The organism is Micromonospora ureilytica, from assembly GCF_015751765.1.
Classification (GTDB): Bacteria; Actinomycetota; Actinomycetes; order Mycobacteriales; family Micromonosporaceae; genus Micromonospora; species Micromonospora ureilytica.
The window spans coordinates 1,127,719-1,148,200 of sequence record NZ_JADOTX010000001.1; the positions used below are offsets into that span (position 1 = coordinate 1,127,719).

The 20,482-nt window shown below is 71.7% G+C and carries 17 protein-coding genes; 13 read left to right on the top strand and 4 right to left on the bottom strand.

The window, feature by feature from the left end; all coding sequences use genetic code 11:
* Positions 1-15: 15 nt before the first annotated feature.
* Genes hppD through IW248_RS04865 form a run of 4 tightly spaced genes read left to right on the top strand, consistent with a single transcriptional unit; the run spans position 16 to position 4,959 of the window.
* Positions 16-1,101, top strand: coding sequence for a 4-hydroxyphenylpyruvate dioxygenase (gene hppD, locus IW248_RS04850; protein ID WP_307787737.1), 1,086 nt, complete (start codon positions 16-18; stop codon positions 1,099-1,101).
* Positions 1,098-2,279, top strand: coding sequence for an alpha-hydroxy acid oxidase (locus tag IW248_RS04855; protein WP_372431854.1), 1,182 nt, complete (start codon positions 1,098-1,100; stop codon positions 2,277-2,279). The genes hppD and IW248_RS04855 overlap by 4 nt, the downstream gene beginning before the upstream one ends.
* Complete coding sequence (locus tag IW248_RS04860; RefSeq protein WP_372431855.1) at positions 2,276-3,610, top strand: aminotransferase-like domain-containing protein; 1,335 nt, start codon at positions 2,276-2,278, stop codon at positions 3,608-3,610. Before IW248_RS04855 ends, IW248_RS04860 begins: the two co-directional genes overlap by 4 nt.
* Positions 3,607-4,959, top strand: a complete 1,353-nt coding sequence (locus tag IW248_RS04865; RefSeq protein ID WP_124822753.1) for a cation:proton antiporter — start codon at positions 3,607-3,609, stop codon at positions 4,957-4,959. Before IW248_RS04860 ends, IW248_RS04865 begins: the two co-directional genes overlap by 4 nt.
* Positions 4,960-4,963: 4 nt before the next feature.
* On the opposite strand, the gene IW248_RS04870 is transcribed toward IW248_RS04865, so the two are convergent.
* From IW248_RS04870 to larB, 3 genes are read right to left on the bottom strand one after another with little or no spacing between them, the layout of a single operon-like run.
* A complete protein-coding gene (locus IW248_RS04870) occupies positions 4,964-6,247 on the bottom strand; it encodes a glycosyltransferase (RefSeq protein ID WP_196925847.1) in 1,284 nt (427 codons plus the stop codon).
* A gap of 8 nt (positions 6,248-6,255) precedes the next feature.
* Positions 6,256-7,563: a nickel pincer cofactor biosynthesis protein LarC gene (gene larC, locus IW248_RS04875; RefSeq protein WP_196925848.1), complete on the bottom strand. Its 1,308-nt coding sequence runs from the start codon at positions 7,561-7,563 to the stop codon at positions 6,256-6,258.
* Positions 7,560-8,252: a nickel pincer cofactor biosynthesis protein LarB gene (gene larB, locus IW248_RS04880; protein ID WP_504739299.1), complete on the bottom strand. Its 693-nt coding sequence runs from the start codon at positions 8,250-8,252 to the stop codon at positions 7,560-7,562. Before larB ends, larC begins: the two co-directional genes overlap by 4 nt.
* On the opposite strand from larB, the gene larE reads away from it, so the two are divergent.
* From larE to IW248_RS04905, 5 genes are all read left to right on the top strand, one after another.
* On the top strand, positions 8,233-9,126 hold the full coding sequence (gene larE, locus IW248_RS04885) for an ATP-dependent sacrificial sulfur transferase LarE (protein ID WP_231396182.1): 894 nt from the start codon (positions 8,233-8,235) through the stop codon (positions 9,124-9,126). The genes larB and larE overlap by 20 nt on opposite strands.
* A 67-nt stretch (positions 9,127-9,193) precedes the next feature.
* On the top strand, positions 9,194-11,518 hold the full coding sequence (locus IW248_RS04890; protein ID WP_196925851.1) for an HAD-IB family hydrolase: 2,325 nt from the start codon (positions 9,194-9,196) through the stop codon (positions 11,516-11,518).
* Positions 11,515-12,771: a zinc-dependent alcohol dehydrogenase gene (locus IW248_RS04895; protein WP_196925852.1), complete on the top strand. Its 1,257-nt coding sequence runs from the start codon at positions 11,515-11,517 to the stop codon at positions 12,769-12,771. Before IW248_RS04890 ends, IW248_RS04895 begins: the two co-directional genes overlap by 4 nt.
* Before the next feature lie 50 nt (positions 12,772-12,821).
* Positions 12,822-14,399: an NPN-dependent hydroxyacid isomerase, LarAH14/15/16 family gene (gene larAH / locus IW248_RS04900; RefSeq protein ID WP_196925853.1), complete on the top strand. Its 1,578-nt coding sequence runs from the start codon at positions 12,822-12,824 to the stop codon at positions 14,397-14,399.
* A gap of 13 nt (positions 14,400-14,412) precedes the next feature.
* Positions 14,413-15,339: a lysophospholipid acyltransferase family protein gene (locus IW248_RS04905; protein ID WP_124822760.1), complete on the top strand. Its 927-nt coding sequence runs from the start codon at positions 14,413-14,415 to the stop codon at positions 15,337-15,339.
* A 10-nt stretch (positions 15,340-15,349) separates the two neighbouring features.
* Here IW248_RS04905 and IW248_RS04910 read toward each other — a convergent pair whose 3' ends face one another.
* Positions 15,350-15,805, bottom strand: coding sequence for a hypothetical protein (locus IW248_RS04910; protein WP_196925854.1), 456 nt, complete (start codon positions 15,803-15,805; stop codon positions 15,350-15,352).
* A gap of 151 nt (positions 15,806-15,956) precedes the next feature.
* Between IW248_RS04910 and IW248_RS04915 the strand changes: the two genes are divergently transcribed.
* From IW248_RS04915 to IW248_RS04930, 4 genes are read left to right on the top strand one after another with little or no spacing between them, the layout of a single operon-like run.
* On the top strand, positions 15,957-17,573 hold the full coding sequence (locus IW248_RS04915; protein ID WP_196925855.1) for an aldehyde dehydrogenase family protein: 1,617 nt from the start codon (positions 15,957-15,959) through the stop codon (positions 17,571-17,573).
* Positions 17,570-18,700 carry an acyl-CoA dehydrogenase family protein gene (locus IW248_RS04920; RefSeq protein WP_196925856.1) on the top strand — a complete coding sequence of 377 codons (1,131 nt, stop codon included), beginning with the start codon at positions 17,570-17,572 and terminating at the stop codon, positions 18,698-18,700. The genes IW248_RS04915 and IW248_RS04920 overlap by 4 nt, the downstream gene beginning before the upstream one ends.
* Positions 18,701-18,708: 8 nt before the next feature.
* The gene (locus IW248_RS04925; RefSeq protein ID WP_307787741.1) at positions 18,709-19,992 is read left to right on the top strand and encodes an aspartate aminotransferase family protein; all 1,284 of its coding nucleotides are present in this window, start codon (positions 18,709-18,711) and stop codon (positions 19,990-19,992) included.
* A gap of 1 nt (position 19,993) precedes the next feature.
* Positions 19,994-20,482 carry an SRPBCC family protein gene (locus IW248_RS04930; RefSeq protein ID WP_196925857.1) on the top strand — a complete coding sequence of 163 codons (489 nt, stop codon included), beginning with the start codon at positions 19,994-19,996 and terminating at the stop codon, positions 20,480-20,482.

The window sequence follows — 20,482 nt, forward strand, 5'->3', positions numbered from 1 at the left end:
GGTAGGGGGACATCAGTGAGCGTGGGCAGCAGTGTGTTCAGTGACCTGGCCGTGCACCACGTCGAGTTTCACGTGACCGACGCCGTCTGGGCGGCCCGCGAGCTCGCCGGACAGTACGGCTTCGCCGTCGTCGGCTCGCGCCAGGCCGAGGACCACCTGTCGGTGGCGCTGCGGCAGGGTTCGACAATTCTCGTGGTCACCGAGGGGCTCACCGACGGGCACCCGGCGAGCCTGTACGTGCAGCAGCACGGCGATGGCGTCGCCGACCTGGCGCTGCGTACCGCGGACGCGAGGGCCGCGTTCGAGGTCGCGGTGTCCCGGGGCGCGCGGGCGGTGATCGAACCGGCCGCCCGCGACGGGTTCGTCACGGCTACCGTCGGCGGCTTCGGCGACGTGACGCACACGTTCGTCCAGCCGCCCGAGGGGTCGGCCGGTCCGGTGCTGCCCGGCCTGACCCCCGGCCTGCCCGACGGGCAGGTGCCGGAGGCAGGTCCGGCGCCGGGGCTGGGCGTGGTCGACCACCTCGCCGTCTGCCTGGAGTCGGGCACGCTTGATCCGACGGTGGATTTCTACCGCACGGTGCTGGATTTCGATGTGACCTTCGTGGAGCACATCCTGGTCGGCAAGCAGGCGATGTTCTCCAAGGTGGTGCAGAGCCCGTCCCGGTTGGTCACGCTGACGCTCATCGAGCCGGACGCGTCCGCCGCCGCTGGGCAGATCGACGACTTCCTCAAGGGACACGGTGGTCCCGGCGTGCAGCACCTGGCGCTGTGCTCCACCGACATCGTGTCCGCGATCTCGGCGTTGACCGATCGCGGCGTGGAGTTCCTGCGGACGCCGGACACCTACTACGACCGGCTCGGCCAGCGACTCGACCTCGCCCGGTACGACGTGGGCCAGCTGCAGTCCCGCAACATCCTCGTCGACGAGGACCACGACGGGCAGCTGTTCCAGATCTTCGCCAGGTCCACGCATCCGCGTCGGACGTTCTTCTTCGAGGTCATCGAGCGGCTGGGCGCGCGAACCTTCGGCAGCGGAAACATCCGGGCGCTCTACGAGGCGGTCGAGGCGGAGCGGACCCAGACCCACGACGTCCTGTGACCACCACCGCGGATCAGGGAACCGACCTGGCCGCCCTGCTCAGCCTCGACGACGTGGCACTGGCGGCGCGGCGGGTGCTGGCCGAGCCGGTCTGGGACTACGTCGCCGGCGGCAGCGGCACGGAGTCGACGTTGCGGGACAACCGGGACGCGTTCGACCGGGTCCACCTGGTCCCGCGGGTGCTGGTGGGGGCGGCGACGTACGACCTCGGCACGGAGCTGCTGGGCACGCCGATGGGGTTGCCCGTCGGGGTGGCCCCGATGGCCTACCAGCGGCTCCTGCATCCGGACGGCGAGGTGGCGCTCGCCGAGGCCGCCCGGGACGAGGGCGCGGTGTTCGTGGCCAGCATGCTCAGCAGCGAGCCGGTCGAGCGGATCGCCGCCACCGGCGCGGCGGTCTGGTTGCAGCTCTACTGGCTGCGCGACCGCAGGGTGATCGCGGACCTGGTTACCCGTGCCGAGGACGCTGGCTGTCGAGCTCTCATGCTGACTGTCGACGTGCCGAGGATGGGCCGCCGGCTGCGGGACATGCGGTCCGGGTTCACGCTGCCGGGCGACGTCGTGGCCGCCAACCTGCCGCCGGAGGTCCGCGCGCCCGCACACGAGAGCGGTGCCAACAGTTCGGCGCTGATGGTGCACACCGGTCTCGCGTTCGACCCGAAGCTGTCCTGGCGGGACCTGGACTGGCTGCGTGGACGGACGCGTCTGCCGATCGTCGTGAAGGGCATTCTGCACCCGGACGACGCGGTGCGGGCGGTGGACCGGGGAGTGGACGCGGTCGTGGTGTCCAACCATGGTGGCCGCCAGCTCGACGGCGTGGTGCCCAGCATCGCGGCGCTGGAGCCGGTGGTCGCGGCCGTGGACGGCCGGTGCGCGGTGCTGTTGGACAGCGGCGTCCGTGGCGGCGTGGACGTGGCGCGGGCACTGGCCCTCGGCGCCTCCGCGGTGCTGGTGGGCCGGCCCGCCCTCTGGGGGCTGGCGGTGGGTGGCCGGGCCGGCGCCCGCCGGGTGCTGTCGTTGCTACGGGCCGAGTTGGAGGATGCGATGGCCATGATGGGCTGTGCCGATCTGCGGGCGCTGGGCCACGGTGCCACAGTGCCCGTCGGCGGGTCGGTGCCGACGATGCGGGGTCGAGCGTCCGATGACGCCCCGGCGCGGTCGGCTGGATGGTCCCCGTGACCGGCGGGTCGGGGACGACCGCTGTCGGCGCTCGCGCGCCGATCGCGCTCGCCGACCTGCACGATTCGCTGGCCGACCCGGTGCTCGACTCGATGACCTTCCTCAACGAGATCGCCGGTCGCTTCCCGGACGCGGTGTCGTTCGCGGCCGGTCGGCCGTACGAGGAGTTCTTCGAGGTGGAGGCGGTGCACCGGTATCTGCGCCGCTACTGCGACCACCTGCGCGACGAGCACGGGTTGAGCGAGGGTCAGGTCAATCGCACCCTGTTGCAGTACGGGCGGACGAAGGGCATCGTGCACCATCTGGTGGCCACCAACCTGTCGGTCGACGAAGGGATCGATGTCGACCCGGAGGCCATCGTGGTGACCGTGGGCGCGCAGGAGGCGATGTTCCTCGTGTTGCGGGCGTTGCGGAGCGACCCGCGCGACGTGCTGCTGGCGGTCTCGCCCAACTACGTGGGGATTCGCGGCGCCGCGTCGCTCGTCGACATGACCACGCTGCCGGTGCGGGACGGCTCGCGGGGCATCGACCTGGTCGATCTCGCCCGGGTGGTGCGCTCCGCCCGGGCGGCGGGCCAGCGTCCCCGCGCGCTGTACCTGGTGCCCGACTTCGCCAACCCGGCCGGGGCGAGCCTGGACCGGGACACCCGGTTGGCGCTGTTGCGCGCGGCCTCCGAGCACGACCTGCTGATCCTGGAGGACAACCCGTACGGGCTGTTCCACGCGGGCGGCGACCGCCCGGCCACCCTGAAGGCCATGGACGACGAGGGTCGCGTCGTCTATCTCGGCTCGTTCGCCAAGACCGGGATGCCCGGCGCCCGGGTGGGTTATGTGGTCGCCGACCAGCCGGTGGCCGGGCCTGCGGGCATCGGCCTGCTGGCGGACGAGCTATCCAAGATCAAGAGTATGGTGACAGTCAACACCTCACCGCTGGCGCAGGCGGTCATCGCCGGCAAGTTGCTGGAGCACGGGTGCAGTCTGGTGCGCGCCAACGAGCGCGAGGCCGGGGCGTACCGGCGCAATCTGCGGCACGTGCTGGACGGCCTGGCCGCGCGTTTCCCGAAGACCGGCCCGGAGGGTGACCGGGTGTCCTGGAACACGCCGGCCGGCGGCTTCTTCGTCGTGGTGACGGTGCCGTTCGTGGTCGACGACGCGCTGTTGGAGCGCTCCGCCCGCGACTTCGGTGTGTTGTGGACGCCGATGCATCACTTCTACGCCGACGAGGGCGGGAGTCACCAGCTCCGACTGTCGGTCAGTCTGCTGCAGCCCCCGCAGATCGAGCAGGGGCTCGATCGATTGGCGGCCCTGATCAGGGAGATGAGGCCGGTATGAGCGCCCCCGTCATGCCGTTGGCCGGCGGGCAGGTAGCGATCCTGCTCGTCCAGCTCGCGGCCCTGCTCCTGCTGGGCCTGAGCCTGGGCCGGTTGGCGGCGCGGTTCGGGTTGCCCCCGATCGTCGGTGAGCTGATGGCCGGCGTGCTGCTCGGGCCGTCGCTGCTCGGCCACGCCGCTCCGGCGATCCATGACTGGCTGTTCCCCGCCGACGCGGCGCAGATGCACCTGCTGGACGCCGTCGCCCAGGTCGGCGTGCTGCTGCTGGTGGGGGTGGCCGGCATCGAGCTGGACACCCGGACCATCCGCCGACGCGGCACGTCGGCCCTCCGGATCAGCGTCGGCGGTCTGCTCATCCCGATCGGGTTCGGGATCCTGATCGGTTACCTGGCCCCGGCCGTCCTGGTGCCGGACACCACCGAACGCCCGGTGTTCGCGCTGTTCCTCGCCGTCGCCATGTGCGTGACGGCGATCCCCGTGATCGCCAAGACGCTGGCGGACATGAAGCTCATCCACCGCGACGTCGGCCAGCTGATCATGACCTCCGGCATGGTCGACGACGCCGTGGGCTGGTTCCTGCTGTCGATCGTGTCGGCCATGGCGACCGTCGGCGTGCGCGTCGGCCAGGTCGCGCTGTCGCTGCTGCTGCTGGTGGCGTTCGTGGTCGCCGCCATCTTCGTCGGCCGGCCGCTGGTGCGCGGCGCCATACGGCTGGCCGGCCGGTCCGCCGAGACGGGACCCACAATCGTCACAGCCGTGGTGATCGTTCTCGTCGGCGCGGCGATCACCCAGTCGATGCACATGGAGGCGGTGTTCGGCGCGTTCACCGCCGGCATCCTCATCGGGCAGGCGGTCCGGGAGCGACGGGCGGTGCTGGCCCCGTTGCGGACCATCGTGCTCACCGTGCTGGCACCGATCTTCCTGGCCTCCGCCGGCCTGCGGATGGACCTCGGCGTGCTGCTCGACGGCGACGTCGCGCTGGCCGCCGTCGTGGTGCTCGCGGCGGCGATCCTCGGCAAGTTCGCCGGCGCCTACCTCGGTGCGCGATCCAGTCGGCTCGGCCACTGGGAGTCCATGGCCGTCGGCGCCGGCATGAACGCCCGCGGCGTGGTCGAGATCGTCGTCGCGATGGTGGGGTTGCGGCTCGGCGTCCTGGACATCGCCACCTTCACGATCATCGCGCTCGTCGCGATCGTCACGTCGATGATGGCGCCGCCACTGCTGCGCATGGCCATGTCCCGGGTGGCGCACAGCGCCGACGAACTCCTTCGGAAAGCCGACCACGAGGAACAGTGGTCGACCGGGCCCGTCGTACGGCCGGCGGAGACCGGCGCCCCGCCAGCGGCGTAGCCGATCATCCGACGCCGGCGGGGCCGATGCTGTCGGCCCCGTCGGCGTCGTGCACCGCGAGGATGGCCTCGGCCGCGTTCGCGGGCCCGTCGGTGGCCGCGTACCAGCGCTGGACCCGCTGGGCCGCCTCGCGGTAGGACGGGTCGGCCAGCATCTCCGTGACGAGCGCGGCCAGCCGCGCGCCCACGTGCCTCGGCGCCAGCAGGCGCGCCGCGCCGATCCGCTCCAGCAGCGCGAGGTTCAGATCCTGCTCCGGTTGGAGCGGAAAGCCGAGCACCGGAGTGCCACCGGCCATCGCGGTCTGCACGCTGCCCTGCCCGCCGGCGGTGACCGCCAGGTCCACCGCCGGCATGATCAGATGGCTGGGCAGCACGCCGCCCACCATGACCCTGTCGTCGGCCATGTCGTGCAGGTCGTGATGGGTGCCGGCGACCAGCACGCGCACCGGCAACGCGGCGATGGTCGTCACGACCCGCCGCACGAATCCGACCTCCGTCGAGTTGACCGCCACGTAGACGACCGGGCCGGGCTCGGCGAGGAAACGGGCGACCCGGTCCGGCAGAGGCAGGTCCAGCCGGGCGTAGAGCGGCCCGACGCAGCGCAGCCGCGTCCCCGCGCGGTAGCCGGACCGGCCGTTCGGCCGCCAGTCGGCCACCTCCGTGGCGGGCACGCCCAGCACCTCCGGCACCTCCGGTATGAGGGCCAGGTCGCCGAGGACCAGCGAGGCGAGGCTGGGCACGGGCGGAACGCCCAACTCGGCGGCCAGTCGGTTGAACCCACCGCAGTAGAAGCCGACCCGGGGTGGCAGGGCGTTCGACAGCCGGCGCAGCAGGCGCGCCGGCAGCAGGCCGAAGTGGGCTTGGCTCGGGGCCGGCAGCAGTCCGCGCTCGAACACCGGCGGCACCCAGCTGCCGGCGTGCTCGGTGACCAGCGCGGCGCCAGCCAGCCTGGTGGACAGCAGGGTGGTCAGGGTGAAACCGGTGACCACCGTACGAATGTCGTGCCGGCGGAAGTACTCGGTCTCGGCGGCGACGTACTCGCGCATCTCCCGATCGGTGTACATGCTCTGCCCGACGTACCCCATGCCGATCTCGTCGCGGATGAACCTGGCGCACCTCTCCGGCGTCATCCGTGGGCCGACGATGTCGTACGGCACGCCGACGTCGCGGAGAACGTGCTCGTAGGTGCCGCCGTGCGTGGCGATTCTGGCGGCCACTCCGCGCTGGCGTAGCGCGCGGTAGATCTCCAACATGCGTGAGGTGGCGGACAGGAAGCCGCAGTGCGGCATGAGGCAGATCATGCGGTCGTCGCTTCCGAGAGCGGCCCGGCCTCCGGCGGGGCGCCGGCGCCGCGGGCGACCGCCCGTACCTCGTCCAGCACCCTGGCGACCGGCACGTCCGCGCGCTGGGCGACGGCCAGGGCGTCGTCGTACTCCGGCTGCACGCTGACCAGACGGTCACCCAGGTAACCGCGCTTGACCCGCACGGCCGCGTCGCCGTACGGCATGGCTATCTGGTCGCGGCGCAGCCGGCGACGCTGCACGGTGGACACCCGAACGCCGAGCGTGCCGGTGTAGGTGAACACCAGCCGGCAGACCAGGTCGAGCTGCGCCGGCGCGGTCAGCACGCTGAGCAGTTGCCCCGGTCGACCCTTTCGCATCAGGACGGGAGTGCACCAGGCGTCCGCCGCGCCGACCGCCCGCAACTGCTCCAGCAGGTCTGGCCAGACCCGCGGGTCCACATCGTCGATGGTGGTGTCGACCCGGTGCAGCGGCTCGCCCAGCCATGGTGTGCCGTCGGCGTCGCGGTCGGCGGACGTGCCCACGAGCACCCGCAGGATGTTGGGATGGCCGGGCGGGTCCTTGGTGCCGGCGCCGACGCCGACCGAATGGGGCACCAACGCCGGTGGGGGCCCCCAGCTGGTGGCGATGGTGGCGAGCAGGGCCGCGCCCGACGGCGTGCACAGCTCCATCGCGGCCGGATGGGCGGCGATCGGGGCGCCGGCGCCGCTGAGGATCTCCAGGACGGCGGGCACGGGCACCGGCATCGGGCCGTGCCCGGTGCGGACCGTGCCGGAGCCCACCGCGACCGGACCGACCACCCGGGCGGGCGCGTCGAGCAGGCCCAGATCAGCCAGCGCGAGGGCGCAACCGACCAGGTCGACCACCGCGTCGAGGGCACCGACCTCGTGGAAGTGAATGTCCGCCAGCGGCACGCCGTGGACTCGCGCCTCGGCCCGCGCCAGCGTGTTGAAGGCGGAAACCGCGAACGCGTGCACCGCCGGCGGGAGGGCGGCGCGGGTGATGATCGCGGTCACCGCCGCCAGGTCGCGGTGGGTGCCGGAGTCGGGTGCCGTGACGATCAGCCGAGCAGCGCGCAGGCCGTGCCGGCGTACGGCTTCCAGCTCCAGTGCGACCGGCTCGACCGCGAGTCGCGCCACGCCCTGCCGCACGGCGGCCAGGCTCGCGCCCGCGTCGAGCAGCGCGGCCAGCAGCATGTCGCCGGCGGCGCCGTTGCTGGGGTCGACCCACAGGGCGGCCGGTCCGGTCGCCGCGCCCGCCTCCGCCGCCTCGGCCGGCTCGGCCGTCGTGAGCAGCTCAGTCATTTCGCGGCCGCGCAGCTCGACATGCGGCGGGCGATCCGGGCGGCGGCGACGCCGGCGCCGAAGCCGTTGTCCACATTGACCGTCAACACGCCCGGCGCACACGAGTTCAGTGTGGCCAGCCACGCGGTCAGACCGTCCAGGTGCCAGCCGTAGCCGACGCTGGTGGGCACCGCGATCAGCGGGCTGCCGATCAGTCCGCCGAGGACGGACGGCAGTGCGGCCTCCATCCCGGCGATCGCCACGACGACGTCGGCGCGGGCGATGCGGTCACGCTCGGCCAGTAGTCGGTGCAGGCCGGCCACACCCACGTCCACCACGAGGTCCGGTCTGGCGCCGAAGACGGCCACAGTGGCCGCGCACTCGCGGGCTACCGGTAGGTCGCTCGTGCCGCCGCAGGCGATGGCGACCGTGCCCACGGGCGTCCGGGCGGGGCCGACCACCGCGACCCGGCACACGGGGTCCACCACATCGGCGCCGAACTCGTCGGCGCAGCGGGCCATGGCCTCGTCGCTGAGCCGGGTGGCGAGGATCGGCGTGTCGGGGTGGGCGACGCGCAACGCGCGCATCGCGCCGGTCACCTGCTCGGGGGTTTTGCCCGCGCCGTAAACCACCTCGGGGTCGCCGGTGCGCGACAGACGGTCCACGTCCATCCGTGCGAATCCTAGGTCGATGAATTCCGGTGCGGACACCTCACGCTCCTTCCAGTACTGTCGAACTGTGAGACCTGATGATTGGGCCTGCGGGGCGGCGGATCAGCTCGTCGCGGAATTCACACGATACGGCAAAACGCTCGTGGCATTCTCCGGTGGCGTGGACTCCAGCGTCGCCCTCGCGGCGGCGGTGCGGGCTCTGGACCCGGCCGATGTCGCGGCGGTGACGGCGGTCTCGGCCGCGGTTCCCGCCGCTGAGGTGGCCGCGGCCCGCGACTTCTGCGCCGGGCTCGGCGTGGCGCACCACGTGCTCGGCACCCGCGAGATGGAGGTCGAGGGCTACCGCGAGAACGGCCCGCGCCGGTGCTACTTCTGCAAGAGCACGCTCATCGACGCGGTGCGTGAGCTGGCCGACCGGCTCGGCTTCCAGACCGTGGTGACCGGCACGAACGCCTCGGACGTGGTGGCCGGCTTCCGACCCGGGATCGCGGCCGCCGCCGAGCGTGCCGCCCGTACACCGTTGGCCGACCTGGCGATGGACAAGCCGACGGTGCGCGCGGTGGCCCGGCTCTGGGGGCTGGACACGGCCGCCAAGCCGGCCGCCGCGTGCCTGGCCAGCCGCATCGCGTACGGCGTGGCCATCTCGCCGGCCCGGCTGGCCCGGGTGGAGTTGGCCGAGTCGGCCGCGCGCCGCCTGCTGGACCCGCACGGGGTGGTCGACCTGCGGGTCCGTGACCTGGGCGACGGCGTGCGCCTGGAGGTCGACGCGCCCGCCGTGGAGCGGGCCCGAGGCGACCAGCGACTCGTGGCGGCCATCCGCGCGGCCGGGTTCCCCGACGAGCCGATCACCGTCGAGGCGTTCCGCTCCGGATCGATGAACGAGCTGCTCCACGACCCGGACCACTGGCGCTGAGCGACGGCGCGGTTTTTTCGCGCATCGGTGGGCTGACGCGAGGCTCGATTGACGCTATCCTCGGCTGGTGAATTACAACCCGGGCGACCAACCCGTCACGCCGAACTGGTCTCTCGACGGTGCGCACGTGCTCCTCACCGGGGTGACCGGGTTCCTGGGGCAGGCATCGCTGGAGCGGCTGCTCGCCGACCACCCCAACACCCGGGTGACGGTGCTGGTGCGCGGTCGGGGCGCGACATCGGGCGCCGACCGTGTCGCCGGGTTGACGCGCAAGCCGGTGTTCCGCACGCTGCGCCGCCGCATTGGCGGGCCGGCGCTCGCGGAGCTGCTGGCCGAGCGCGTCACGGTCATCGAGGGCGACCTCACCGACGCCGTGCCGGCGCTGCCCGAGGACCTGACCACTGTCATCCACTGTGCGTCCACGGTGTCCTTCGACCCGCCGATCGACGACGCGTTCCAGGTCAACGTCGGCGGTCTGGTCAACCTCTACGACGCGATCGTCGCGCTGCCACGGCGTCCGCACGTGCTGCACGTCTCCACGGCCTACGTCGCCGGCGCCCGCAAGGGTGTCGTGGCGGAGGCGCCACTTGACCATGACGTCGACTGGGACGCCGAGCTCACCGCCGCGCTGGCCGCCCGCGCCGAGGTGGAGCGCGCCTCCCGCCGTCCGGAGGCACTGCGCACGCTGTTGGCCGAGGCCCGCGCCGAGCACGGCAAGGCCGGCCCGCAGGCGACGGCGCGGGCCGCGGAGGAGGCGCGGCGCCGACGGGTGACCGAGCGGCTTGTCGACTACGGCAGACTGCGGGCGCACAGCGTCGGCTGGCCGGATGTCTACACGTTCACCAAGGCGCTGGGGGAGCGGGTCGCCGAGCAGTACGCCCGCGACGAAGGGCTGCGCGTCTCCGTCGTGCGCCCGGCGATCGTGCAGAGCGCCCTGCGTCACCCGTTCCCCGGCTGGTTCGACTCCTTCAAGATGGTGGATCCGATCATCCTGTCGTACGGGCGCGGCACGCTGCCGGACTTCCCGGGCCTGCCCGACGCGGTGGTGGACATCGTCCCCATCGACCTGGTCACCAACGCTCTCCTCGCGGTCGCGGCCGTCGAGCCGGAACCCGGCACGCCGGTCTACTACCACGTCGGCACCGGCGCGCGGAATCCGCTCACCCAACGCCAGCTGGACGAGAACATCCGCAACTACTTCCGCCGTCATCCGCTGCCCGAGGCGGGTCGGGGCCACATCGCGGTGCCGACCTGGCGGTTTCCCGGTGCCAGCCAGATCGAGCGGAGACTGCGCGCCGGTGAGCGCGCCGTCTCGTTCGCCGAACGGGCGCTGCTGCGGCTACCGGCCTCGCCGCGCACGCGGGACTGGATGACGAAGGTGCACAAGGAGACCAAGCGGATCGAGTCGCTGCGCCGGCTGTCCACCCTCTACGGCGTCTACACCGAGGTAGAGGCCATCTATACCGACGGCAACGTGCTGGCGCTGCACCGCCGATTGCCCGATGAGGTGGTCAGCCGGGGCAGCTTCGACGCCGCCGAGGTGGACTGGCCGCACTACCTACAGGAGGTGCACTGCCCGAGCATCACCGCGCTGTTGAGGCAGTCGGTGACCCGGCGTCCCCGCTCCAACAGGCGCGGGCAGCTGCCGGAGGGCCGCGACACCGTGGCGGTCTTCGACCTGGAGGGCACGGTGGTGGCGTCCAACCTCATCGAGGCTTTCCTGTGGGCCCGCCTGGCCGACCGGCCGAAGGGCACCTGGGCCAGGGAACTCGCCGCGCTCGCCGGCGCCGCGCCGCGCTATCTGCGCGCCGAGCAGCGCAGCCGCGGCGAGTTCATCCGAACCTTCATGCGACGGTACGCCGGCGCCTCGGAGGATGCCCTGCGTGAACTGATCAGGGACCGGCTGGGTGACGCGCTGCTGCGGCGGTCGCTGCCGGAGGCGATCCGGCAGGTTCGCGCGCATCGTGCGGCCGGCCACCGCACGATCCTGATCACCGGCACCGCGGACATCCTCATCGAATCGCTGCGGCCGCTGTTCGACGACGTGGTCGCGAGCCGGCTGCACGTGCGCGACGGCGTGCTGACCGGCTTCCTGGCCGCTCCACCACTTGTGGGCGAGGCCCGACTGGCCTGGCTCCGCCAGCACGCCGAGGACATCGGCGCCGACCTGAGCAGCTCGTACGCGTACGGCGACAGCTTCTCCGACCGATCACTTCTTGAGGGGGTGGGCAATCCGGTGGCCGTCAACCCCGATCCCAAGCTGTTCCGGCACGCCAAGCGCCACAACTGGCGCATCGAGGAGTGGGGTGGTCACACGGTCGGTCCGGTCGAGACGATGGTGGAGCTGACCACGTCGGCTGCCGGCCCCGGCGCGCGGGGAGCGGCCCGATGATGCCGGCCCTGGAATACCGCCAGTCCACCCCCCGCTTCCTCGCCGCCCGTGGCGCCAGCTCCACCCGGCTCGGCGGTCGGATGTCCGGCGTGCTGGCCAGCAACGTGGCGCCGCTTCGTCTGGTGCACCGCGCCGAGCCCAGCCTGCCCGCCGGCGAGTGGGTTCGGCTGCGGCCGTTGCTGTCCGGCATCTGCGGCTCGGACGTCAGCCTGTTGACGGGCCGCTCGTCGCCATACTTCGGCGCTGTCGTGTCGATGCCGTTCGTGCCCGGGCACGAGGTGGTCGCGGAGACCCTGGACGACCTGCCCGGCCTGGCCAAGGGCAGCCGCGTGGTGGTCGACCCGGTGCTGTCCTGCGCGGTGCGTGGCGGCACGCCCTGCCGCTGGTGCGTCGCGGGGCAGCACAGCCGGTGCGACCGGGTGACCGCCGGTCGCGTCTCCGCCGGCCTGCAGACCGGCTACTGCACCGACACCGGCGGCGGCTGGGGTCGACAGATGGTCGCCCACGCCGCCCAGTTGCACCAGGTGCCGGACACGTTGGACGACCGCCGGGCGGTGCTCGTCGAGCCGCTGGCCTGCGCGGTGCATTCGGTCCGCCGGGCGAACGTGCCGGCGGGCGCGGCCGTGTTGATCGTCGGCGCCGGCACGGTGGGACTGCTGACCCTGCTGGCGTTGCGCGCCCTGACCAAGGCCGGCCCCATCTACGTGGTCGCCAAGCACGCGCACCAGCACGCCCGGGCCCGCGAGCTCGGGGCGACCGAGGTGTTCCAGCCGTCCCGCGCTGCCCGTGCGGTGCGCCGCGCCTGCGGTGGCACGCTGGAGCAGCCCATGATCGGCGGTGACTTCCTGCTCGGCGGTGCGGATGTGGCGTTCGAGTGCACAGGCGCCGGGTCCGGTCTGGACATGGCGCTGCGGCTGGTCCGCGCCGGCGGCACGGTGCTGCTGTCCGGGATGCCCTCCGGCGGCGTGGACCTGACACCGGTGTGGTTCCGGGAGTTGAACCTCGTCGGGTCGTACGCCTCCAGCGGCAGCGCGACGAGCCCGGCCGCCGGGCCCGAGACCGATGAGCAGGGGACCGCCGAGCCCGCTGGTGGCGCGTTCGCCGAGGCCATGGCGCTGGCCGCCGAGGCTCCTCTGGACGGCTACGTCGACGCGATCTACCCGCTGTCGCGCTGGCGGGAGGCGCTCGGTCACGCCGCCAAGGCTGGGCAGTTGGGCGCCGTCAAGGTCGCCTTCGACCCCAGCCGGAACTGATCCAGCAATCCGACGCACAAGCACGAGCCGGAACGACGAGAGGACATTTCATGAGCAGACCTGGCTTCGTGCTCGAGGTCGATGAGCGTACGCCGCCGCTGCTCGTACACCAGGGGGAGGGTTTCCTCCTCGAGCGGTTCCCGCTCGGCACGCGGGTGGTGTACCCGCCGGACTCACTGCCGCCCGTCGCCAACGTCGACGCCGCCATCCAACGCGCGCTGATGCAGCCGGTGGATTCTCCGCCGCTGCCCGACCTGCTGCGCTCCGGGATGCGACTGACGATCGTCTTCGACGACATCTCGCTCCCGTTGCCGCAGATGCGCCCGCCGGACATCCGGCAGCGGGTGATCGAGCACGTGCTGGAGCTCGCCGCCGAGGCAGGCGTGGACGACGTCGAGCTGATCGCGGCGAACTCGTTGCACCGCCGGATGACGCCGGCCGAGCTGAAGCGGATCGTCGGGGAGCGGGTGTTCCGGGCGTTCTTCCCCAAGCACCTGCGTAACCACGATGCCGAGGACCCGGATGGGCTGGTCCACCTGGGCACCACAGCGCACGGCGAGGACGTGGAGATCAACCGGCGGGCCGCCGAGAGCGACCTGATTGTGTACGCCAACATCAACCTCACCGCGATGAGCGGCGGCAGCAAGTCGGTCACCGTGGGGCTCGGCTCCTACCGGAGCCTGCGCCACCACCACAACGTCCACACGCTGCGCCACTCGCGCTCCTTCAACGACCCGCCGAATTCGGCCATGCACCACTCGTACGACCGGATGGCCGAGGTGCTGGGCGAGGCTGTCAAGGTCTTCACGATCGAGACCACGCTGAACCTGGACTCCTTCCCCAACCACGTCGGCTTCCTCAACCGCCGGGAGTGGGAGTGGGGGATCGGCGACCAGCTCTCCTATCTGGCGGCCAAGCGGGCCAACGACCTGGCGCCGCCCAAGCTGCGTCGGCGTCTCTGGCAGAGCAACGACGCGCCGTACGGGGTGACAGGTGTCAACGCCGGCCGGCCGGACTCGGTGCACCCGCTCACCCTCGCCAACGTGCACCGCCAGCAGCTCACCGAGGTGCAGGGCCAGAGTGACATCGGCGTGTGGGGTCTGCCCTTCATCTGCCCGTACAACGTCAACTCGATCATGAACCCGATCCTGGTGATGTCGCTGGGCCTGGGCTATTTCTTCAACCTCTACCGCAATCAGCCGATCGTGCGGCGCGGCGGGGTGGGCATCTTCTACCACCCGATGCCGAAGGAGTTCCACCCCGTGCACCACCCCAGCTACATCGACTTCTTCGAGGAGGTCCTGCCGCAGACCACCGACCCGGCGGCGATCGAGGCGAAGTACGAGCAGCAGTTCGCCACCGACCCGTGGTACACCCACCTGTACCGGACCAGCTACGCCTACCACGGCGTGCACCCGTTCTACATGTGGTACTGGGGGGCCCACGCGATGGAGCACCTCGGTGACGTGATCTTCGTCGGCGCCGACCGTAAGACGGCGGCGGTGATGGGCTTCCGGGCGGCCTCCTCGCTCGCCGACGCGCTGGAGATGGCGCGTGACACCGTCGGGTCGAGCCCGAGCATCACCTACCTGCACGCCCCGCCGGTGACGCTGGCGGACGTCCGATGACGGGGGAGGCGACGTGCGCCTGATCGACGAGGTGAGGCTGCTGCGCGGCCGTCGCGACTGGCGTGGCCGGGCTACCACGCCTCGCTCCGCCGAGCCGTACGAGATCCGCCGGGAGCGCTCCGAGTTCCCGACTGACTGGGCCCGGACGCGGGCGGCGAGGGCGGTCCGCTTCGGCCTGCAGCGGGGGGTGCTCAAGTCGGTGGCCTGGACCCAGACCCACCCGGTCGTGCGCGGCACGGAGTACCTCGACGGGTTGCAGGGTCCGGCCGTCTTCGTCTCCAACCACGCGAGTCACCTGGATACGCCGCTGATCCTCGGCTCGGTGCCCCGTCGGTTCGCGCGGCGGCTGGCCGTCGGTGCGGCCGCCGACTACTTCTTCGACGCACGCTGGCGCGCCGTCGTGACGTCGCTGGTGTTCAACGCCTTCCCGATCGAGCGGCAGGGCGATCAGCGGCTGCGCAGCCGCGCCACCAAGCTGCTCGCCGACGGGTGGAGCCTGCTGCTCTTCCCGGAGGGCAGCAGGTCCGCCGACGGCTGGATGACCGGGATGCGGCTGGGCGCGGCCCATCTGTGCTGCACGCACGGGGTGCCGGCGGTGCCGGTCGCGCTGCGCGGCACGTTCGGTGCCATGCCGCGCGGACGGAACTGGCCGATGCCTGGGCGCCGCACCGTCGTGGTTCGCTACGGCCGGCCACTGTGGCCGCGCGAAGGCGAGGGGGCACGGGCGTTCCACGAGCGGATGTCGGCTGCTGTCGGCCGGCTGTGGGTGGAGGAGGAGGTCGGCTGGTACCGCTCTCTGCGTACCCCGCCGGCGGTTGCGGTAGCCTCCACCGCCGGGCCGCAGGCCGCCGATTGGCGGCGGATGTGGGAGTCGACGCGTCCGCTGCCGGCGGCCGACGGCCGGCCGGCCCGGCGGATCTGGCCGACCAGTCGGTCGTGACCGGCAGGCGCTACGCCCGCTCGCGCGGGAGATCGACGCCTTGCTGGGCTGTGCTGGCGACACCGCCGGTCGGGATCCGGTAGGCGCCGAAGAAGACCGCCAGCCCCACCACGACGGTGAACGCCAGCAAGGCGTTCTCCGCGACGCTGTCGACGATCGGCAACGCCTCCGCGTGGGCCAGGTGGAACAGCAGATGTGGCGTGTTCGCGACGACCGCTGCGGCCGCTGCGGCGAGGCACAACTCCCGCACCGGCCGCACGGCCGCCCACCCGAGGACCACCGCCAACGCCAGGTATGCGTAGCCCAGATCGGACAGCAGGTGCCCGTTGTACGGGCCGCCGGCGGCCACCCACCCCGCGCCGAACGGGAACCAGTCGAAGAACCACAGTGGTGCCACGGACGCTGGCACGCCGAGGGCGAGCATCTGGGCGGCCAGTACCGCCGAGCCGATTCGAACCCACCGCATTGGACGTTTCCTGTGCGCATCTGCTTCGTGTGTCGGCATCTTGCCTCTGTTCTGAGGTTCGTTGACACCCTTCAACCCGGGCATCTATGGTTCGACCACTCCTCGCTTAATGAATTACTAGCACAGAGTCGCTCACGGGAAGGCTGAGACGTTGCGATCGTACGGGTCCTACATCGCAGGTCAGGACGTTCCGGCGGACAAGTGGGTGCATTGCCTGCGCGCCTCGGCCGTGCTCGACGACATGCTGCCGCAGCTCTCCCTGAAGCGTGACCTGGACCGCGGCCGGCGCCACGACGGCGACGAGCACGCGAGCGTGCTGGCCCGATGCGCGGTGGCCGACGACACAGTTGTGGAGCGGGCCATCCAGGCCGCTGCGGCGGCTGCCCCGGCCTGGGGCGCGACGCCGCTCGAGGTGCGGCTCCGGGTGGTGCACCGGCTCCACGAGGAACTGCGCCGGCGCCACGACGAGGTGGTGGAGGTCCTCGTTCAGGAGGGCCACCCACGCGCGCTCGCCGAGTGGGAGCTGGCCGGCTGCCTGCACGGCACCAGTCCCGAGACCGTTGGTCTCTGCGCCGAGCAGATGCACCGGGAGTACGAGGACCCGCACCGACGCCTGCTGGTGGTGCGCAAGCCGGACGGCGTGGTCGCGCTGAGTCCGCCGCAGAACGCGGCGGCGGTCAATTCACTGCTCGGGGTACCCGCGCTCGCGGCTGGCAACGCGCTCGTCGTCAAGGCGCCACGCGGAAGCCCGTACGGCGTGATGTTCGTGCTCCGAGAGATCGTGGCACCGATCCTCGACGAGGTCGGCGCCCCACCCGGCACCCTGAACATCGTCTGTGGCCCGCCCAAGAGGATCCTCGACCAGTTCTTGGCCAGCCCGCTCGTCAACGACATCTTCTACTTCGGCAGCAGCGAGCTCGGCATCCCGCTCGGTGAGGAGGCGGTGCGCCGGGGCAAGAAGCCGATTCTGGAGTTGGCCGGCAACGACGGCTGCGTGGTGTGGCACGACGCCGACCTCGACCGCGCCGCCGAGGCGCTCACCGAGAGCTTCTTCGGATCCGGGCAGATCTGCATGGTGCCCAACTACGTGGTGGCCCATCCGGACATCGCCGACCGCCTCCTGGCCCGCCTGATCAGCCACGCCCGCAAGATCCGCCCCGGCTATCCCGAGGACCCCGACGTCCTGCTGTCGCCGGTCCTCAAGAGCGACCAGTTCGCTCGGTACGTCGAGCAGGCCACCGAGTGCGGCGCCGAGGTGCTCGCCGGCGGTAACCGGATGGAGCTGGACGGCTCGATATCGTCCACCGGGCTGTTCGTCGAGCCGACCATTCTGCGGGTCGACGGCCTGGCCCGCGCCCGGACGGTGTGGGCGGTGGCCCGGGAGACCTTCTTTCCGCTACTGCCGGTCGTGGTGCCCGAGACGGATCGCGGCGACGGCCTGCTCGACGACGTGATCGATTTCCTCAACGCCAACGAGTACAGCCTGCGCAACTCCGTCTGGGCCGGCGACGAGTCGACGGTGGACCAGTTCGTCGCCCGGGTGCACAACGGCGGCCTCCTCAAGATCAACGATTCGCACATCGGCTTCGTGCCGTACCTGTCCACCCACGGTGGTGCCGGATTGACCGGCGGACCTCTGGGCGAGAGCAACTATCCGATGCTGCGCACGTCGCATCTGCAGGGCATCAGCATCGGCCGTGACGTCCAACCCCGGCGGGCGGCGCTCGCCTCCCCGCTACGTGCCGAGCGGGAGGGTCTGGCCGCATGAGCTTTCTCGATACCGAGCGGGACACCTGCGAGGTGCTGCTCCCGGGCCTGCTCAAGAAGCTCGGCGAGTTTCCGCTGATGGAGCTGGAACGCCGGGGCGGCCCGGGCATCGGGCTCTTCCGCGAGGCCGGTGGCCCCGGCCTGGTGGTTCCCAAGACGTACCACGGGCTCGGCGCCTCCGCGCTTCAGGCGGTGCGGGTCACCCGCGCCATGGCCGCGCAGGCGCCGTCGCTTGCGGTGGCCACCACGATGCACCAGTTCTCGGTGGCCGGCCTGGTGGCCCTGGCCCGGGCGAACGTGGGGTTCGAATGGATGCTGCTGGAGGCGGTCGCGACCGACCGCCGGCTGGTGGCGTCCGGCTTCGCCGAAGGCCATGCCGGCCGCGGCATCCTGACTCCCACCATGACCGCCCGACGGGACGGCGCCAACTGGCGGGTCACCGGCGCGAAGCGCCCGTGCAGCCTTTCCGCCTCGATGGACCTGTTGACCGCGAGCGTTGCCGTGCCCACCGAGGACGGCGGCACCAGACTCGGCGTGGTGCTCATCCCGGCGGGGTCGCCGGGCATCACGATCGAGCCATTCTGGGCGTCGTCGGTGCTCACCGGCGCCGAGTCCGACGCGGTGCTGCTCGACGACGTGGAGGTGCATCCGGACCTGTTCGTCTACCCGGAGATCGCGCTCGACGGCCAGCTCGACGACCTGCAGACGGTCGGGTTCGTGTGGTTTCAACTCCTGGTGACCGCGTGTTACCTGGGGGTGGCATCGGCGTTGGTGGAGCGCGCGATCACGCGCGGCCGGGGGCCGGCCACCGACCGGGCGGACGTGGCGACCGCCGTGCAGGGCGCCGCGATCATGCTGGACGGCGCGGCACGGAGCCTCGACGACGGCGACGGCGGCAACGACGCGCTCGGCCGAGCCCTGGTGGTGCGGTTCGCCGCCGCCAACGCGATCGCCACCGCGGTACGAGGTGCTGTGGATCTGCTCGGGGGGATGGCCTTCATCTCCTCGCCCGACGTGGCCTATCTCGCCGCTGCGTCGCACGCGGTCGCCTTCCACCCACCGTCACGCGCGAGCGTCGCCAACGAGCTGACGAACTGGCTCGCCGGCCAGCCGCTCGTGCTGAGCTAGGGGGAGCGGTGACCACCAGCAGGCTAGAGGCGGATTCGCAGGTACGGGACAAGGTACGGGACAACTACCGCCGGTACCTGTCCCGGGGCCGCGCGAAGCTCGGCGACATGTTCGGTGGGCACGTCGAGGTCGGTTCCGAGGGCGCCTGGGTCCACACCTCGGACGGTGGCCGCTTCCTCAACGCCGGTGGCTACGGCGTGTTCCTCCACGGTGCCCGGCACCCGGCCGTGGTCGCCGCGGTCATCGCGCAGATTCAGAGCCACCCGATAGCGACCCGCCTGCTGCTGGAGCCGTCGGTGGGCGACGCCGCGGCGGCGCTCGTAGCGGTGGCGCCACCCGGCCTGACCCGGGTGCACTTCGCGGGCTCCGGCGCGGAGGCCGTGGAGGCGGCCATCAAGATGGCCCGCGCCCATGGCCGGCGCAGACTCGTCTCGGCCGTCGGCGGCTACCACGGTAAGACCATGGGCGCCCTGTCCGTCACCGGGCAGAATCTCTACCAGCAACCCTTCCGCCCGCTGTTGCCGGACGTCACGCACGTGCCGTACGGCGACGCCGAGGCGTTGGGTGCGGCGCTGGCCGGCGGGCCGCCGGCCTGCGTGATCCTGGAGCCGGTGCAGGGCGAGGGCGGAGTGGTGATTCCCCCGCCCGGTTACCTGCGCGAAGCGTCCCGGCTGTGCCGGCAGCACGGCGCATTCCTGGTGCTCGACGAGATCCTCACCGGCGTCGGCCGACTCGGTCACTGGTGGGGCGCCGACCGGGAGGACGTCAGACCGGATGTGCTGCTGGCCGGGAAGAGCCTGTCCGGCGGCATCGTGCCGGTCTCCGCCGTGATCGCCACGGCCGACGCGTTCCAGGCCTTCGACAAGGACCCGTTCCTGCACACGTCGACATTCTCCGGCGCGCCGATCGCGATGGCGGCCACCCGAGCGGCGATCGCCGCCGTCACGAACGAAGGATTGGTCGACCGGGCGGCGAAGCTCGGCGCCGAGCTGTTGAGCCGCCTGCAGGCGGTGGCCGCCCCCTACCCGCACCTGGTCCGCGAGGTACGCGGGGTCGGGCTGCTGATCGGCGTGGAGTTCGCCGGCCCGGGGCTGGCCGGCGAGGCGATCCTCGAACTCCTCAGTGCTCGGGTGATCGTGAACCATTCGATGATCGCCAGCACCGTGCTGCGCCTGACCCCACCCGCGGTGTTGTCCGGCGACGAGGTCGCCCTCCTGGTCGAGGCGTTCGACAGCGCGCTGCGCACGCTCGGCCAGCGCTATCCGACAGCACACCGGCTGGGGGTCCACTGACATGCGACGGGTCGAGATTCAGGCTTTTCTGCCCAGCGGCGACGGCGGTACGGTCTTCGACCAACTTGTCGACTTCGAACGCTATCCGCATCTGGTCGACGTGGTTAAGACGGTCACCGTGCAGAAGCCGACCGACGCGCGGCGGATCGTCAGCTCGTGGGAGGTCCTGTTCCGCAACGGAATCCTCGCCTGGACCGAGGCCGACGAACTGGACCGCGATCGTCTCTCCATCGAGTTCGCGCAGATCGACGGCGACTTCGACGAGTTCTCCGGCGCCTGGACGCTGCGCCAGGCCCCGGACGGCGTGGCGATCACGTTCGTGGCGAATTTCGACTTCGGCGTGCCCAGCCTCGCCAGCATCATCGACCCGGTCGCCGAGCGGGTGCTCACCGAGACGATCCACCACGTCCTTCGTGGGTTGTTCCCGGCGGTCGACATCCCGGACGGCGTCCTGGTGACCGTGCCGACCGGCGTCAGCGGGAAGGATTGA

Coding starts and splice junctions, on each gene's coding strand:
- IW248_RS04910 (WP_196925854.1), bottom strand. CDS start 15,805: ATGCGGTGGGTTCGAATCGGCTCGGCGGTACTGGCCGCCCAGATGCTC.
- IW248_RS04895 (WP_196925852.1), top strand. CDS start 11,515: ATGATGCCGGCCCTGGAATACCGCCAGTCCACCCCCCGCTTCCTCGCC.
- IW248_RS04930 (WP_196925857.1), top strand. CDS start 19,994: ATGCGACGGGTCGAGATTCAGGCTTTTCTGCCCAGCGGCGACGGCGGT.
- larE (WP_231396182.1), top strand. CDS start 8,233: ATGAATTCCGGTGCGGACACCTCACGCTCCTTCCAGTACTGTCGAACT.
- IW248_RS04870 (WP_196925847.1), bottom strand. CDS start 6,247: ATGCCGCACTGCGGCTTCCTGTCCGCCACCTCACGCATGTTGGAGATC.
- larC (WP_196925848.1), bottom strand. CDS start 7,563: ATGACTGAGCTGCTCACGACGGCCGAGCCGGCCGAGGCGGCGGAGGCG.
- IW248_RS04920 (WP_196925856.1), top strand. CDS start 17,570: ATGAGCTTTCTCGATACCGAGCGGGACACCTGCGAGGTGCTGCTCCCG.
- larAH (WP_196925853.1), top strand. CDS start 12,822: ATGAGCAGACCTGGCTTCGTGCTCGAGGTCGATGAGCGTACGCCGCCG.
- IW248_RS04865 (WP_124822753.1), top strand. CDS start 3,607: ATGAGCGCCCCCGTCATGCCGTTGGCCGGCGGGCAGGTAGCGATCCTG.